This window comes from Shewanella sp. ZOR0012, from assembly GCF_000798835.1.
GTDB lineage: Bacteria > Pseudomonadota > Gammaproteobacteria > Enterobacterales > Shewanellaceae > Shewanella > Shewanella xiamenensis.
The window spans coordinates 2,960,821-2,978,318 of record NZ_JTLE01000094.1 but is presented as its reverse complement, the minus strand read 5'-3'; the positions used below and the strand labels follow the sequence as shown (position 1 = coordinate 2,978,318).

12 protein-coding genes and 1 pseudogene are annotated in these 17,498 nt (G+C 44.3%); 6 read left to right on the top strand and 7 right to left on the bottom strand.

The genetic code is table 11. From position 1 onward, the window contains the following. Positions 1-110 precede the first annotated feature (110 nt). The 4 genes from L976_RS14745 to L976_RS14730 form a co-directional block, all read right to left on the bottom strand. The gene (locus tag L976_RS14745; RefSeq protein ID WP_047537860.1) at positions 111-1,355 is read right to left on the bottom strand and encodes a sensor histidine kinase; all 1,245 of its coding nucleotides are present in this window, start codon (positions 1,353-1,355) and stop codon (positions 111-113) included. After that, on the bottom strand, positions 1,342-2,019 hold the full coding sequence (locus L976_RS14740; RefSeq protein ID WP_047537857.1) for a response regulator transcription factor: 678 nt from the start codon (positions 2,017-2,019) through the stop codon (positions 1,342-1,344). The genes L976_RS14745 and L976_RS14740 overlap by 14 nt, the downstream gene beginning before the upstream one ends. A gap of 2 nt (positions 2,020-2,021) precedes the next feature. After that, positions 2,022-2,768 carry a response regulator transcription factor gene (locus L976_RS14735; RefSeq protein ID WP_047537854.1) on the bottom strand — a complete coding sequence of 249 codons (747 nt, stop codon included), beginning with the start codon at positions 2,766-2,768 and terminating at the stop codon, positions 2,022-2,024. A gap of 171 nt (positions 2,769-2,939) precedes the next feature. Beyond that, positions 2,940-3,728 carry a ComF family protein gene (locus L976_RS14730; protein ID WP_047537851.1) on the bottom strand — a complete coding sequence of 263 codons (789 nt, stop codon included), beginning with the start codon at positions 3,726-3,728 and terminating at the stop codon, positions 2,940-2,942. Positions 3,729-3,753: 25 nt separating this feature from the next. On the opposite strand from L976_RS14730, the gene bioH reads away from it, so the two are divergent. Together bioH and L976_RS14720 are read left to right on the top strand one after the other, a co-directional pair. Beyond that, a complete protein-coding gene (gene bioH, locus L976_RS14725; protein ID WP_047537848.1) occupies positions 3,754-4,548 on the top strand; it encodes a pimeloyl-ACP methyl ester esterase BioH in 795 nt (264 codons plus the stop codon). A 61-nt stretch (positions 4,549-4,609) separates the two neighbouring features. After that, on the top strand, positions 4,610-5,164 hold the full coding sequence (locus L976_RS14720) for a hypothetical protein (protein WP_047537845.1): 555 nt from the start codon (positions 4,610-4,612) through the stop codon (positions 5,162-5,164). 57 nt (positions 5,165-5,221) lie between these two features. On the opposite strand, the gene L976_RS14715 is transcribed toward L976_RS14720, so the two are convergent. The 3 genes and pseudogenes from L976_RS14715 to L976_RS14705 all read right to left on the bottom strand — a co-directional run. Beyond that, positions 5,222-7,195, bottom strand: coding sequence for an LTA synthase family protein (locus L976_RS14715; RefSeq protein WP_047537842.1), 1,974 nt, complete (start codon positions 7,193-7,195; stop codon positions 5,222-5,224). 215 nt (positions 7,196-7,410) lie between these two features. Continuing rightward, a complete protein-coding gene (locus L976_RS14710) occupies positions 7,411-9,777 on the bottom strand; it encodes a Tex family protein (RefSeq protein WP_047537839.1) in 2,367 nt (788 codons plus the stop codon). A 129-nt stretch (positions 9,778-9,906) separates the two neighbouring features. Beyond that, a pseudogene (locus tag L976_RS14705) lies at positions 9,907-10,281 on the bottom strand (GreA/GreB family elongation factor); the annotation flags it as partial. A 139-nt stretch (positions 10,282-10,420) separates the two neighbouring features. Here L976_RS14705 and gmtY point away from each other — a divergent pair. From gmtY to greB, 4 genes are read left to right on the top strand one after another with little or no spacing between them, the layout of a single operon-like run. Next, complete coding sequence (gene gmtY, locus L976_RS14700) at positions 10,421-11,725, top strand: gamma-mobile-trio recombinase GmtY (protein ID WP_037425931.1); 1,305 nt, start codon at positions 10,421-10,423, stop codon at positions 11,723-11,725. Beyond that, positions 11,722-15,873 carry a gamma-mobile-trio integrase GmtZ gene (gene gmtZ, locus L976_RS14690; protein WP_052184001.1) on the top strand — a complete coding sequence of 1,384 codons (4,152 nt, stop codon included), beginning with the start codon at positions 11,722-11,724 and terminating at the stop codon, positions 15,871-15,873. The genes gmtY and gmtZ overlap by 4 nt, the downstream gene beginning before the upstream one ends. Before the next feature lies 1 nt (position 15,874). Next, positions 15,875-16,498 (top strand): gamma-mobile-trio protein GmtX, encoded by a 624-nt coding sequence (gene gmtX / locus L976_RS14685; RefSeq protein ID WP_050991297.1) that lies wholly within the window; start codon positions 15,875-15,877, stop codon positions 16,496-16,498. A 21-nt stretch (positions 16,499-16,519) separates the two neighbouring features. Beyond that, positions 16,520-17,014 carry a transcription elongation factor GreB gene (greB, locus tag L976_RS14680; protein WP_037425926.1) on the top strand — a complete coding sequence of 165 codons (495 nt, stop codon included), beginning with the start codon at positions 16,520-16,522 and terminating at the stop codon, positions 17,012-17,014. Positions 17,015-17,498 lie beyond the last annotated feature (484 nt).

The window sequence follows — 17,498 nt, the reverse complement described above, 5'->3', positions numbered from 1 at the left end:
TATAATAACGTTACTACGAATAATATGATGACTATGTGATCTAAGCACGACAGTGCTTTTGCATTTTAAAAGTGTGTGGTTTTATGCAGTAAAATTACAACTCCAATTATTTAATTGTTAGACATTTCTAATCTAGCGGTAAATAAATTATTTTTAGATGAGCTAGTAAAAATCCAACCCAGTTGATTTGCGAGGCGCTTCACCAGTAAAAGCCCTAAACCAAATCCATGGCGACCATTACTATTATAGGAATTAGTTATTTCTACATAATAACCATCTTGAGTAATGCTAATATCCACCCCACCATGTTCAATACTATTCCTTAATAAATTGCTTAATATTATTTTTAGCGGATGAAGTTGAACGGGCAAACAAGTATCGTCAGAAAATAATTGAATTTTTTGCTCATGACCATGAACCCGTTGCTGCTCCTCGATAATACTGGCAAGTAAAGGCGATAACGCGACGTTTTCCTTTTCTAAGCTGGAACACTCTTTATTAGTCAACCACAGTAAGGTTTCAATGAGTGACTTCATTTGATTGGTCGCTTGGGAAGCATACAGCGTTGGCCCTGTAAGCTCACCTTGTTGTAATGCGAGGATTTCGAATGAAGATTGGCATATGGCAACTGGCGTTCTTAACTCATGGCTAGCAAAGCGTAAAAAATTAAGTTCGCGTTGCTGAGCCTCTTGAAGCTGTAAAATCGAGTTATCTAAAGCATCAACAATAGCTTTTAATTCAGCATATTCTTGTTGCGGCAAACTCAGTTTGCCTCCGGCTTCCCAGTCATGCTGCTTAATCGCATGGCTAATTTGATGCACAGGCGTAATCACTTTGCTTTGCATATAAAACGCTAAGCTTGCACTGGCACAGAAGGTTATCAGCACTAGCAGCAAAATGGCCGTCATGTTTTTAGGGGCAAATTGCAAGTCATGGGTAACACTAAACTGCAGCCAAACGTAGAGCGGCTGGCCAGCTTGGGTGTAGTACACACTCAGCGCGTTAACAATGGGGCCTTCTGCATGCTCATAGCGAATTTTGCTCGCATCTGTTAAGACTTCATTGTGACTTAACTCACGAATGTGTGGCGGAATATCTAGCCAATGAGAATAGACGGTTAAGTTATCGGTTTTTAAAATCGGCTGATGCTGTAATGGTTGCTGAGTTGGCTGCGCCACCTTCAGTAATGCTTCGGCTGCTTGCCCTGCATTATGCATTGTGACTTCATGCATAGAAATCATACCTGCACACATCATGCAAAGCGGGATAAAACTATTCACGCCTAAGGTTATTAATAGAAAAATCACTCCCCACACTTGATAGCTACGCTTAAGGCTAAATTTAGGCGCTTGCATTGATGTCATCCCTAAGGCTTAAGCCAACGCCACGAATTGTATGTAATATTTGCCGCTCAAAGGGGCGATCGATCACTCGGCGCAAAAGATGAATATGGCTGCGCAAGCTGTCACTATCTGGTGCACAGTCGGGCCAAAGCATTCGCTCAATCTCTTCTCTACTCACTGTTTCTGGACTACGACGCGCTAATAAAGCCAGGATCTGCCATCCGGTTTTAGACAAAACCAACAGTTGCCCTTGCCGATACACCATGTGGTTTGCAAAATCGATTTCTAGGTCACCAATAGTCAACCTTTGGGGCGCGGGACGGCGCTGGGCAACCACCTTTAGCCGCGCGACCAGCTCCTCCATCGCAAAGGGTTTGACTAAATAATCGTCCGCGCCAACAGCAAAACCACTCAAGCGATCATTCAGACTACTACGTGCAGTTAACATGATTACTGGTGAGGGAATACACTGTGCTTTCCAGCGTTCACACGCCTCAATGCCATCACCATCCGGTAAATTAAGATCGAGAATAATGGCGTCAAACTGCTGCTGGCTGATCAATATTTCGGCTTGCGCTAGGTTGAACGCGTAATCACACTCTATGCCACTCAATTCAAGATATTGGATGATGTTGTTAGAGAGCAGCCGATTGTCTTCAACCAGTAATACCAACATATTTAGATCAACTCATATTGATGGGCGAGATGAATTAAGTTTGCTCGATTCGTCGCCCCAAACTTCCTACGCATTGATTCCATATGGTATTCAACTCCCCTAATACTTATCGGGAGCTGGATTGAAATTTCATCATTCTGCAGGCCGTTTGCGACCATAACTAAGATATCTCTCGCATTATCTTTCAGTAGAGAACTTTGAAGAAACGGATTAAACAATGACTTATTACATTCAAATAGCTTGTTTTGGGCATCCTTTAAGGTCGCGCTCAAATCCGTTAATTGGATATCCGAATCATCCAGATGACTCAGCAGGATAAAGCGACCCACCCAATGTCTATTGCTATGGCATCCAACGGGCCAACTTAATACGGTTTGAATATGGTGTTTATTGAAAAGTCGGCGGACCTTGTCACTTTTCTCACACGACAAACGATACATATAAGATTTTGATGTATCTAACGAAAAACCAAAATTAAAGTCACTAGCGGCAATCTGACTTAAATAAAAACGCTGCAATTGGGCAACTTTTGGGGATGAAGCTACGCTGGCAGTGGGTTTACGCAGCGAGGCTTGCGAGAACAGGTTGGTTTCTTTTGGAAAGTGATAGTTTTCATACGCACAATGTGCGACCCCTTGAAACCAGAATCCACTAAAACCGTGCGGTTTCAAAGCAGTACTTATCGCCTGAATAACGTCTTGTAATGTCGATGCCGTATTGGCATTTGATAGCGCCCGTTTAGCGTCCATAAATACCCCCAAACAAAATATGATTAGAAGGTATCTCAATACAAGCAACAAACAAAACTTATAGATACATATACTTACATTTGATCTCAAAACTAAAAGTTATTTTTTACATCCCGTTTTTTTGACATAGTTTTGACGTTCGTAACGCTAAACTGCAACGATCTTTGCTAACTATAAGTCGATTGCCTCCAACAAGCCTGGCGCTTCGGCTCGTGCAAGACACCATATTTGAACATGCACGTATCGCGCTTCAAATAAACGGGCGATTTCCGCAACCGTCGTGCCTGTCGTCACCACATCATCCACTAACGCAATCCGTTGATAGGCAAAATCGGCATTTAACTCAAAGGCATCCTGTAGATTTCGTCGCCGCTGCGCGCCATTGAGTCCAGCTTGTGGGCGGGTATCTTGCAACCGAACCAATCCGTCACTGATCAGAGGGAGCGAGAGCTGCTTCGATAATTCATGTGCGATGAGCCAAGCTTGATTAAATCCGCGTTGCCTTAATCGGTTGGGGTGTAAAGGAACTGGTACTATGGCCTGGGGTAGAGTGGTTAATCCTTGCTGTTCAAGCTGACCAACGCGCGTCACTAAGGCTTGGCACAATAAGGGTAAGGCGGCAAGTTGTCCCTGATATTTGATAGCGGCTATCCAAGGGCCAAAGCCTTGATGATAACTACAAGGAGCGATGACTTTTCGCGGCTGATGCTTTTGGCATTGACCACAATATTCCAGCTCAAGTTGCATGGATTTGCCGCAACCTAAGCAAATGGGGCAGTGATACAAGCCAGTTTGCAGGCATACCTGGCAAAATCCTGCTTCCGTTGAATTTAGGGATTGGTGGCACAGTAAGCAGCGGTTAGGTAAACTGCCAGCCAAGCAACGATGCCCCCAATGCGAGACTAAGCGTAATAGCTTCGCCCCCTGTTGCGACCAAATCCATTTGCTATCACCCGACATACAACATCCTATTTGAGGTATTTTAGTGAACGCTACAACGTCTACTCATCATCCCCAACTGCATATCGAAACCATTGGCCAAGGGCCAGATCTGGTGATGATCCACGGTTGGGGGGTTAATAGCGCCGTGTTTACGCCGCTGCATGAGCAACTGTCTGAGTATAGAGTGCACTATGTCGATCTGCCGGGTTTTGGCTTAAGCCAACCGATAGCGGGCGATTTATCTGCTTGGGTCGATGCGTTAATCAGTAGCTTACCCGCCAATGCAATTTGGGCTGGCTGGTCGCTGGGCGGTTTAGTGGCAACTCAAGCTGCCATTCGCTATCCATTGCGGATTAAAGGACTAGTCACTATCGCCTCTTCCCCCTGTTTTATGGCAAGGGAAGCAGAAGCATGGCCCGGTATTCCGCCACAAGTGCTCAGTATGTTTGGCGAGCAGCTTGGGCAAAACTTACCTAAAACCATTGAGCGCTTCTTAGCAATTCAGGCCATGGGCAGTGAAACTGCCAAAGACGATATCAAACAGCTACGGGATTTAGTCTTAGCTCGCCCACTTCCCGATGCTGCGGCATTAACTCAAGGCCTTGATATGCTGAATCAAGTTGATCTGAGACCGCAGTTATCGAGCATCAGCCAACCTTGGCTACGGATTTGGGGCAGGCTTGATGGACTCGTGCCCAAACGCGTCCAACCTAAAATGCCAACAGCAAGCCACATCACCGATGTGATGCTCGCCAAAGCATCCCACGCGCCATTCGTGTCACATAGGCAAGAATTCTTACAAGCACTCTTACCTTGGTTGGCACAATTCAAGGACTAATGCTTTATCTTTGTGCAATTAGTGGCTAGTATTTAACCATTAAGGCTACAAGGAATTTTTCATGCTGCTTGTCAGTAACTACCCCCAAGTTCCGCTAGCGACCACGAATGTCGCGACGGACTCGGCTCGGGTCGACAATCAGCTAAAACCAGTGGTAATCCCACCTCAGGCTGCGACTAAAGGCCATGAAGAACGCGCCTTTAACCCGCAAAATGAACGTACTGCTGACCAAGCTCAGCAACAGGCTCGATTACTTGAGCAAAATCAGCAACAAGTTCAACAAAAGCAGCAGCAACAGCAATCCTCGCAGCAACAGAGTCAACAACAGCAAGAAAAACAAGCTCCAGTTGTGGCTGCTGATCGCGCACTTCCTAAAACGCTTAGGGTGCCAGTCCGAGGTCCTGCGGCCTTGCAACGCAAGGATATTCGCTTAAAGGTTGGCCAAAACAATACTCCGCCAACAAATACTAATGCAAAAACCAATACCAGCGCCGCTCGTCAACCTATACAAGGGGAGTCACCTCAGTTTTATCAACAAGTTGGGCAACGTATTAGCCAATATTATGCGCAACAGACTCAACCAGAGGCCGAGCCCGCCATGTCGTCATGGATTTGATGGGTTATGGCGTGTAGAAATAAAAATGCCGCTGATTAAGCGGCATTTTTTATGCGGTTATTTGCTCAAGTTACCCGAGCGATACAGCTCTTGCTGGTAGGCTAGGCTGCCCCACAGAGCCCAACTTAAGGCCTTTTTCTCCAGCGCCTGCGCCGCTGGCGCATAAGGCGTTAAGTGCTCAGTTTTTTCATCATATTGGAAACCTTGCGCCGCTTTCTCTGGCTGCAGGATCACCACATCCTTGCCTTCCATCAACGCAAAATTTTTGTCGTATTGCATCAGTGCACGTCCAGGCCAATCATCGCTGACCTGAGTTAAGTCACGCCCTAACATAGGGTAAGAGTCTGAAATACCAATCAAAGATAACAAGGTTGGCGGTAAGTCGATTTGACTCACGATACGGTGATCGCGTTTTGGTGCAACATTATCCCCAAGGATTAACCCAGGAATACGGAAACGCGATACTGGCACCAGATCCGCACCACCGACTCGACTGTCATGGTCAGCTACCACAATAAAGACGGTGTCCTTCCAGTAGTCGGCATTTTTGGCCAGCTTAAAGAACTCACCAATCGCATAATCGGCATATTTTGCCGCGTTATTACGGGTTTGTTTTGGTTGCTCATACAGCTCAATACGGCCATCGGGAAATTCGAATGGATCGTGGTTACTCGAGCTAAACACTAAACTAAAGAACGGTTTACCTTCGCTATGCAGACGCTCAAACTCACTATTTGCCTTACGCATTAAATCTTCATCAGAAGCACCCCAAGAGCCGACAAACGCAGGAGATTTATAATCCTTCTGATCGATAATGTCGCTAAAACCATTCCCGAGGAAGAAGCTACGCATATTGTCAAAATGGCTCTCACCACCATAGATAAATTGGGTGGTATAGCCGTGATTTTTTAACAATTCAGCGATACTGAAGAAACCCGTCTGGCTCTTGCCTAATTTCACCACCGCACGGGCTGGCGTAGGGGTAAAACCAGTCGTAACAGCTTCAATTCCGCGCACAGAGCGTGTGCCAGTGGCGTAGAGATTATCGAAATACCAGCCTTCCTGTGAGAGGGCATCGATATTTGGCGTTAACGGCAAACCACCTAAACTCCCCACAAAACGGGCTCCCAGACTTTCTTGCAGCAGGATCACTAAATTTTTAGGCTTTCCGGTATAACTGGCTTGGTTAAAGCTCAGAGAGGGAAGTTCATTTGAGGTAAACGCACTCTCAGGGCGACCGCTCTCCTGCCTAATGACCTTGATAATCTCATCTTTGTCCAAGGAGCCATACACCTTAGAAGCATCTTCCTCACTGCCCATTTGTTTGATCGCAAATACTAAAGAATAAGCGGAGTTAATCACTAAGGAGTTTACTAATGGATCATCGGCAAATGCCACCATCGCAGGGTTAATCGGTCTATGACCTAAGGTTGAACGCGCACCCAATAGGGTCAAAATGATAACCAGCACGGCTAACACCGGGCGCCAATACCAACGGGGGAAACGCAGGTTTTTACACAACTTACCGCTCAATACCCAGCCGCCCCATAGGGTTGCGATACTCAGCACCACAGAAAAAATCAGCTCAAGCTTGCGTCCCGCCCACAGCATCGACAGCACTTCTTTGGGATAAATCAAATACTCCACATACAAACGATTAGGGCGAATGCCATATTCCTCAATAAAGGCGGGCGTCGACACTTCGAGGAATAAGATAGTCCAGAGGCCTATGGTTAGCCATAAACGCAGAATCCATTGCCATGCTCGGCCAATCAAATGATCGCCCGAAAATATCGCCGTACCTAAAGCAGCCACACCCCATAACCAACATAGGGTTGCAATATCGACACGAATACCTTGCAGCAACAAATGCGACCAACCGTCAACAGCGGCTACACGTTCGCCCTGCCACAGGCCTAAACCGATTCGGCTAGCGGTAGCAATAGCCAGTACTAACAGACTGAAAATAAGAATGACGCGAAAGGGCCCGTGGGCGCCCTTGCGTCCACCAGCAGATAAACCTGACTGCATGTATTACCCCAAAAACATTAAACGCACACTCAGCTTTGGAGTGTCAATTTGAAAAATTACCAGAAGTTGCTATATGACAACCGATCTGGCTTAAGGTTGCATTAAATTGCCGCCTTTATATTACCTGTCGTAGCAAACATGCAACAATTTTGTGATTGAGGGGTAAAAAATGTCGACTCGGGCACATGCTAATGCCCGAGTCGCATCGAGATGACTTACTTTTTCAGTTTAGCGAAAGCATCAGCAAAGGCATTGCCCATCGCCGCATTGACAGGGGCTGGCTTGGGTGCTGACCGCCCAGACTGAGGTTGTGATGATTTGTGTTGTGACGCTTTGTGCTGATTCGGCTTGTTACCCTGATGCTTACCCTGCACTGGCGTGCGAGTTTGCGACTTACTCTGATCAATCGCCTCATCCAGACGCATACTCAGGCCAATTCGGCGGCGCTCCACATCCACTTCCATCACCTTCACTTTTACCACATCACCCGCTTTGACCACGGTATGGGGATCGGTAATAAATTTGTCGGTTAATGACGAGATATGCACTAAACCATCTTGGTGCACGCCGATATCCACAAAGGCACCAAAGTTAGTCACGTTGGTGACAACGCCTTCAAGGATCATCTCAGGTTTCAGATCCTTAAGCTCTTCAACCCCATCTTTAAACTTAGCGGTTTTAAACTCGCCACGGGGGTCGCGGCCAGGTTTATCTAGCTCGCTAAGGATGTCGGTCACTGTCGGCAGACCAAACTCAGGAGTCGTAAACTCCTGCGGTTTGATGTTGCGTAATAATTCTGAATTGCCGATAAGGCTGGCCACATCGACTTGTTTGGTCTTGGCAATCGTTTCGACCAGCGAATAGGCTTCGGGGTGAACCGCTGACATATCTAATGGATTATCGCCGTCACGAATACGTAAAAAGCCTGCGGCTTGCTCAAAGGCTTTAGGGCCTAAACGCGGTACTTTTAACAGTTCTTTACGATTTTTGAAGGCGCCGTTGGCATCGCGGTAATCCACCACGTTTTTGGCCAAGGTTTTATTTAAACCTGCAACTTGCGATAGCAAAGGCACAGATGCCATGTTTAAGTCCACGCCCACACCGTTTACGCAATCCTCGACCACGGCCTCGAGCGAGCTAGAAAGCTGGCTTTGACTCACATCGTGTTGATATTGACCAACGCCAATAGACTTCGGCTCAATCTTCACCAGTTCCGCTAATGGGTCCTGTAAACGACGGGCAATTGAGACCGCACCGCGAATCGAAACGTCTAGCTCAGGGAATTCCAGCGCCGCCAGCTCTGATGCGGAATACACCGAGGCGCCCGCTTCGCTCACCATCACTTTGGTCAGCTGTGGTTGGCTATCCTTGAGGCTGGCGATCAACTCAGCCGCTAATTTATCGGTTTCACGGGAGGCGGTGCCGTTACCAATCGCAATTAACTCTACCTTATGCATTTGCACTAAGTTGGCCAGGGTACGAATCGACTTGTCCCATAAATTCTGTGGTGCATGGGGGAAAATCGTGGTGTGTGCCACCAACTTACCCGTGTTATCCACCACGGCGACTTTAACGCCAGTACGTAGACCTGGGTCTAGGCCCATGGTTGCCTTGGCGCCCGCTGGCGCGGCCATCAGCAAATCACCCAAGTTACGGGCAAATACGTTAATGGCTTCCGCTTCGGCGCGCTCACGCATTTGCGAGATAAACTCGGTTTCCATTTGCAGGGCAATTTTAATTCGCCATGTGGCAGTAACGACCGTTTTGAGCCACTGATCCACACTGCTATCGCCCAGCTTTAAACCTAAATGGTCACTAATGATGACTTCGCAATAACTGCCTTGACCGGCCTCTGCACCGGGATCGGCATTCATCGATAATGACAGGAAGCCTTCATTACGGCCACGGAGCATCGCTAAAGCGCGGTGAGATGGCACTTTGGCCAAAGGTTCGTTGTGCTCGAAATAATCACGAAACTTCGCGCCGTCCTTTTCTTTGCCGGCGATAACACGGCTCTCTAACACACTGTTTTGGCTTAAATGTTCACGAACTTTACGCAGTAATTCCGCATCTTCGGCGTAGCGCTCCATTAGGATATAACGGGCGCCTTCCAGCACCGCTTTGGTGTCGGCAAAACCCGCTTCTAGATTCAGATAACCCGCAGCCAATGCTTCAATATCGGCATTGCGATCCGCTAACAAGGTTTCGACCAGCGGCTCTAATCCCGCTTCAATGGCAATTTGGCCCTTAGTGCGGCGCTTAGGTTTGAAGGGAAGATACAGATCCTCGAGACGCGTTTTACTATCGGCGCCTTCGATTTCCCGTTGCAGCTCAGGCGTTAATTTACCCTGTGCTTGAATGCTGGATAAAATCACCTGACGTCTGTCATTTAACTCACGCAAATAACCTAAACGGCTGTACAGCGTACGTAACTGGGTGTCGTCTAAACCACCAGTCGCCTCTTTACGATAACGGGCGACGAAGGGAACAGTGGCACCATTGTCGAGCAAATCTATGGTGGCAGTGACTTGATGCTCACGAACATTGAGTTCCTGAGCAATAATTTGGGCAATAGTCTGCATAAATAAAGTATCGTGCCTAACGGTTTGATTAATCCTAATTGCGCCCAAGATACCACAGGCGCAGTCGTTGTTTCATATGATGCGAGCGATTTGCCGCTGAAAATCGCCGAGAGTTTGATCTCGGGAGGTTTATTCCCCCTCGTCCGCGAGCGCCGAGTTAAGCAAGGTGTCGAACGGCGTATAACGGATTTCGTTGATATACCATGTCTTTGGGCCAGAGGGCGTTTGCACCACCACTTCATCATCAACTTGTTTGCCGATAAGCGCCCGTGCCATGGGGGAATCAATAGTGATATAACCCAGTTTAGTATCGAGCTCATCTTTACCGACAATCCGATAACGCACGCGCTCACCCGCGTCGTTTTCAAGCTCAAACCAAGCACCAAAGTAAATTTTGCCTTCCTGCTGGGGAGAATAGTCGACAATTTTGAGCTCTTCGAGGCGCTTAACCAAATAGCGAACACGGCTATCTATTTGACGCAAAAGCCTTTTATTATAAGTGTATTAGTACCACTCTAGTACACATACTAAAGTAAATAAAAAACAGTAATGACAACCAATTTATTAGCTTACTTAGTTACCTTTGACATAATAAGAACCATTAACTATATACTTAATTACTATAACTGTCGGGGAAGGTGTTTTGGCTTACGTTCTAAAGAGGCATGTAAACTATAAAGCGAATCAGTCAGCTTTAATGGTTACTCTTCCGGCAATTTTTACTGAAAAGGGTCTCCTTGTATCGTATCTTAGATTCCTCTATTCAAAACGTCACAGATCTCAATCTTGGATTGAACGAAATGTATTTGCAATAGAACTACTACTGAAATTTATTAATGCCCATGTAAATACTTCTACTTCGGCCACGGAGATGCTTCGCTCTTTTGTCGATACCCTTTGCTTTGGTTCTATAGATAACTCAAACGATGACCAATCTGGTTTGTACTGGCAATCAAGAAGGGTTGAAGATGTTAACGTACTACTTGGCCACATCAACTTCTATTGCGACTATCTAGATGAACTTCATGGTCATGAGCTACCCAATTTAAATCCATTAAGAAAAGCCACTACAGCTGAAGAGAGAATGCGCTGGTGCGCTTACTATAAACGTCAGTCAAACTGTTTCTTAAACCATCTTAGCAATCCATCAAAACATCAATCCTCTGTGGTGCGCAACATTCAAGGCCCCTTGAATCATTTACTGGCGATTGAATCAGTACATCGTTTCCCAGAAAAACATTTCGAACGTTTCTTACAATATGGTTTTCTCAATACCCGAACCGGCTACATGGATTTCGGGAGCCTGTTAATTGTGATGCTGATGCATTATGGCGGATTAAGATTATCTGAATGTTTTCATATCTATACAAGTGACATTGCTATTGATACTAAAAATGGATCTGCAATAGTTTCGGTTTTTCATCCTAGTGATGGTGTAAGTCCTGAACCAGGGTTTTCAAATCGCAGAGACTACTTAAACTGTCGCTTTCATCAAAAGCCACGTAATGAATACAAACGATCCCATAAGCTGTATTCCGGCTGGAAGCAACCTCTGCTAACAAATCGAAACCTATCATTTGATGTAATGTTATTTCCTAATAGCAAAGCAAGTGAGTTCACTTGGTTACTGCAGCAATACCTAGCTGTAAGAGTTGATGGAGCTCATCCATATCTTTTTACCAACTCAAAAGGTGAGCCAGAGTCAAAGAAAAACTTCATTCAAAAACACAAGCGGGCTGTGGAGCGGGTTGGTCTTGTATCAGGGAAACATCTCGGCACCAGCCAACACTCTCACAGGCATTCCTATGGTTATCGACTAGCAACATCAGGCTTCAACCAATTAGAAATACAAAAAGCGATGCATCATAAAAGTCCCGATAGTTGTCTTGTCTATATAAAACCACAAGACAAAGAAATTAGAGACAAGGCGAGAGAGCTTGGATTATGAGAAAAAACTTCTATCCCACTTTAGCTGAGGCCCAACGGGCAGTAGAGGTATTGACCATCACCAGTGTAACGAATTATCAAGATCGTTATCGGGAAGACCCACGCCTTCCTTCCGGCCCACATAATGTCTATAACAGCGAATGGAAAAGCTGGCCAGCATTTTTAGGGAAGGAAGTGAAAATCCATTATCAGACTCTAACTGAGGCTCAAAAAGCCGCACAAGCATTGGGGATTGCTAAATGGTCAGAATACAAGCTACGTTACAAGGAAGATCCGCTCTTACCCTCTTGCCCTCACCATATATATAAGCAAGACTGGCAAAACTGGCCAACATTTCTCGGTATGGAAGCAAAAAATTTCTACGCTACAATTCTTGAAGCCATGCACGCCATACAGATATTAGGTATCTCCACACAGCCAGAATATGCACGACGTTACCGTGAAGATCAACGTTTACCCTCTTGCCCTCATATCGCCTACAAGAATGAATGGAAAAACTGGCTAAAATTTCTGGGAAAGGAAGTGAAAAACTTCTATCCAACCCTTACTGACGCACAAGAAGCCACAAAAAAATTAGGCATATCCACACAGCAAGAATACACACTGCGCCACAGTAAAGATCCACGTTTACCCGCTTGCCCTAATCAAACCTATAAGCAAGACTGGAAAAACTGGCCAGCATTTCTGGGCAAAAAGAGAAAAAATTTCTATCCATCTTATATCGAAGCTCAAAAAGCCGCACAACTGCTCGACATACATACCCGAGCTGAATATAACAAGCGCTACCATGAAGACCCACGCTTACCCTCTTCCCCCGATAACTTCTACAGCCAAGATTGGCAAAACGTGAAGGCATTTCTTGGCATAAAGGAAAAAAAATACTACCTCACTTACGCCGAAGCACAGAAAGCTACGTTAATGTTAGGCATCACTAAATCATGTGAATATTATCAACGGTACAAGGAAGATCCTCTCTTACCAGCAACCCCAAGTAACATCTATAAACAAGACTGGAAAAACTGGTCAAGATTCCTAGGTCAGGAAAAAAAATGCTTATATCCCACCTTAATCGAGGCTCAAGATGCCACACGAAATCTAGGAATAAATACACAATTAGACTATAAACAACGTTATCGTGAAGACCCTAGGTTGCCATCTAATCCACATAATTACTATGTTCATCAATGGCAAAATTGGCAGAACTTCTTAGGTGAAAGAAAGAGATTTTACTCCAATCTCGCTGATGCTCAGCAAGCTACACAGAAATTGAGCATCATTACACAGCAAGAGTACAACCTGCGTTATAGTGAAGATCCACTTCTACCTGCTACTCCCAATAGGGTTTATGCTCAAGATTGGACAGGGTGGCCAACATTTCTCTTACCTAAAAAAATAACGTGCATAGAATGTTTAAAAAAAGCATGCAGAACTCTTGGCATAAAAGATTCTCGACATTACCGACAAACACAAAAACAATACAAACAATTACCTGTAAACCCAAATAGAAAATTTACAAATTGGATAGATTGGTTCGATCTGTTAGATATCCCTCGTCCATACCCATATGAAAAACTGCGCTCGATAGTTATAGAGCAAAAATGTCGTACTCTGGCAGATTATAAAAAAATGCGCGTAAAGCTAAATGATCCCCATATTCCTGCATCCCCGATTGAGTTATACAGAGGAAAAGGGTGGACAAATACATTTGACTTCTTCGGCACTACAAGACCATATCAAGTCAAGTATTTTGAGCCACAGTGGAAAGGATGGGCCAACTCGATAACCGAATTTTTAAAATCTGCAAAGGGGGGGGACACCAAAGCAAAAGATCTTTGTGAGTTTGTTCGAGAATATATTGAGCCTAATAACCTTGACACTTCACCACTGGAATACTTAATCAGAGGAAAAACCAACATTCAACCAATGCTCAAATTGTTTGAAAAAGTTCCTATTACACGTAAAAAGAAGTGGCTTTTTTCAATCAATGAATATTTAAACTGGATAATTGTTAATTTTCTAACGATTGAAGATGAAGATACGGGAGAGATATCTCGTATAAAAGGAGCCAAAAATCCTTTTTCACATGTCAATTTCGATGGTGAGCAAATACCAGTATCAATCAATGAGACGAACAAACTAGCCCTACCCTATCAATTCGTAAAAGACGCCAGAGAATGGATCCTACCTCCGAACTCAATGCTCAACCAGACTAGCTACTCAGAACTGCATCACCTTCATAAGTTCTCTGCTGACTGGATTCTTATCGATGATTCATTCCCCATTGACCCCTCAGATCCTGACTGTGTTACTAAAGTTGAAGGTGAAAAAACGTTCCTATGGTTGCCTATTTATTGGTCCTATACCTATGCATTAATGCAGTTACCAGCTAGGGGAAGGCAAATAATTTATTGCGACTCAGGTGAAGCAGATACAGAGATGCCTGACATTCAAAATGGTACTGTCGTATGGCAAGAGAACTTAAGTCATTTAGCGGGTCTCACCACACGTCAAAGCATGGTCAGCAAAACAAAAGATAATGACTTTGGTGTTTACTACACTTCAAATAAGACTAACTTCAACGGCGAAGGTTATGCCATCCCATTTATGCCACTGGAGTTAGCTTACTGGCTGATAAAGTTAAGAAAATGGCAAGAAAAATACAACCCTATCGTAGCACCGACAAAATGGCTTGATTGCACCCGAACTAACTTAAATGAGATCCAAAGAAAACAAAAAGGTATTAACTGTTTCCTCTTTCGAGACTTTCAAGAAAACGAACCAGGTACATTTGGTGGACGCTTAGCAACAAGGCTGGCAGCAGCACTATTTTCCTCATCAGGAGAGCAGTTGGATTCCGCAACCTATAACGGACAAAACTATAAAGAGAGCTACAAACAACTACAACAATTACAGAGTATCCCTATTTCACGCTTTAAGTCGCAATATACGCCTCATTCCATGCGAGTAAGCCTGATCAATGCTTATGCTTATGAATTCGGCATGCCACTAGAAGTGATTATGAAGCTAGTCGGGCACTCGTCTATTATCATGTCTATCTACTACATAAAAAGTGGCAAAACAGGCGCAAATATTCGAGAACGACTAGAGGTCGGAGAAAAGCAAGCATTAAGCAAAAGCACAGATACATTAAGAAGTTTCATAGAGGCTCAACGAATTGAGCAGTGTAAAAGCCAGTTGGTAGCAAATAGCCAAGAATTTCTGCAAACCATAGATAATGTTCGGCCAGCTTCAAGCTATCTATTTAAAGATTTTGGCATGTGCCCTGTTGGTGGCGCTTTTTGTAGCGAAGGCGGGGCTCCAGTGGCAATGAAAGCGAATATCTACCACCCAGTCAATGCGGGGTACCTAGGGGAGCAAAATTGCATTCAATGCAGATTCTTTGTTACTGGACCAGCCTTTATGATGGGACTAGCGGCACTGTTTAATGAAATAAGCTTAGCTGTTAATACTCAATCACATCGCTACGCAAAGTTAGAAGGCGAGCTAAGTCAAACTGTAACCCAAATCGATGTGATCTCACATGAAATCTATCAACAAAAATCCCACAATGAGCAATTGGATAAACTCGAAAAGGAGAAAGGACAACTCCAAGCCGAAAGACGGAAACTAAATTCCGAGATAGAGACTAGAGCGAAGAAAATGGACTTATATATGTCTGATATGAATTCCATCCATAAACACCTGATTAGCTGCAAAAACGTTATCAACCAAGAAAAGCCTCGAAACAGTTCCAAGCTGCATTTGATCGTACCTCATGAGTTTGAAATAAATATTAAGCTGGATGATGTCAGTGGTTTCCAGCAGCTATCTGAAGTATGTGAAAATGCCGAACTCTATCATAGCTGTAGCGACGAATTAGCCGTAACCAGACGCAGTCAGGCTCTCGATAAAGTATTGATTCAAAATGGGTTGAACCCACAGTTTGTGTTCCTTAGTGAAGAGCAACAACTAGCTGTTGGCAATCAAATGACTCAACTAATGCTCACAAGACTGCAAAGCTGGGAAAAGATCGATAAGCTTATTAATGGCAGTCTAGGGTTAAACGACTTCACAGAGACCGATGCGTTATCGACACGTGATATCAAAGAGTTATTCGCAAAATCTACCCCTCTAAAGTTGGTAAATTAATATGTCAGAAATCTCCCCTCAAATAGTACTTGAACAACTAAAGAAGACGGTCTCTTCACGCATTCAGAGTTCACTAGATGCTATTTATCAAATTTGCATTGAACAGCAAGAAAGAGGGCTAAGCGAATTTGGCTATTCTACTATTGCACGGCTTGGAAAGGGCCGTGGAGTCCCAGCAGCTCAGAGCATTCGCAATAAAACAGGAGAACCATATAGAACACTTATTGCTAGCTTCGTAAAAACCATAGAAAAATCTGAAAAATCGAACACAACAACAAGCAAAAGTAAACGCTACGCATGGATTGATGAACTAAAAGATCCTGTTGTAAAACTTCAAGCTAACATCCTCTATTCTCAGAAAATTGCAGCGGAAAAATTAGCAGAAGAAATCGCACCAATCGATCAAGTTATTGAGATATTTGACGGCGATTCATCCGCATCAACAACCGCTAAACTCACCAACTTGGAACGTGATGCTTTAGAGCACCTAATCTCATCGGAGTTTTTGCGCCGACAACGATTGGAGCTAGGCCCAAATGGAAGTATATTAACCGTCGATAAACAAGAGACATTTTTCCCTGTTGCAACCTTAGATGCGATTAAAAAAGCATTACAGTATTTGTAAACAAGGACTAGGAATACACCGTTGAAAACCAACCTAATTACCCGAGAAGGGTTCGAGAAACTCAATAAAGAACTTAATTACCTCTGGCGTGAGTACAGACCTGAAATAACGAAGAAAGTGACTTGGGCAGCGAGTCTTGGTGATCGCTCAGAGAATGCTGATTACAAGGAAAACAAGAGATTACTTAGACAAATTGATTCGCGTGTGCGTTATCTGAGAAAACGCATTGAAGCTGTGAAGGTTGTCGAATATTCCCCCCAACAAGATGGAAAAATATTTTTTGGTGCTTGGGTACAAATCGAAAATGATGCGGGTGATACAAAGAACTTCCGTATAGTTGGCCCTGACGAGATCTATGGTAGAAATGACTATATTTCGATCGATGCGCCAATGGCTCGTGCTTTGCTGAAAAAAGAAGTAGATGACGAAGTTGTGGTCAGTACACCATTAGGTGAGCATACCTGGTATGTAAATTCTATTTCCTACAAAAATCCTCAAAAAGAGAATGGAAAATAGAAAAATCTTTTAAAAACAAAATAATGATGAAAACCAGCGGGTGAAATCCTAATCATCGAAATACGCAGCTCACGGATTTGGGTGACTTCTCAGCGTGACTCCAGTATCAGAAATACCGAAAGTTCTATATCTGAAAAATGGTGATGAGTTCTTTGCTATTTGTGGACAAATACACGGTGAATTCACCCTCAAGAAGGGAAATCCCTAATTGTTAACCAAGGTTTGTAGTCTGCATGCTGGCCACCACCTCAACCTTCCTTTATCCACTTGGCAAATTGCTGCTCTGAACAGCCATTTAATCGTGAAGCCATAAAAAACCACCGATATTAGCTCGTTAGTCGAGCATAATGACGATGGTTTTAGTATGCAACTTTATTACCTCTCTTTTTTAGAGCTGATGAGCTTATAGTACTATCAACCTAAACGGTAATATTGGTGCTTTCTTTTTGAGTTATGCTTCCAACTTTTTGCTACATCAAAGACA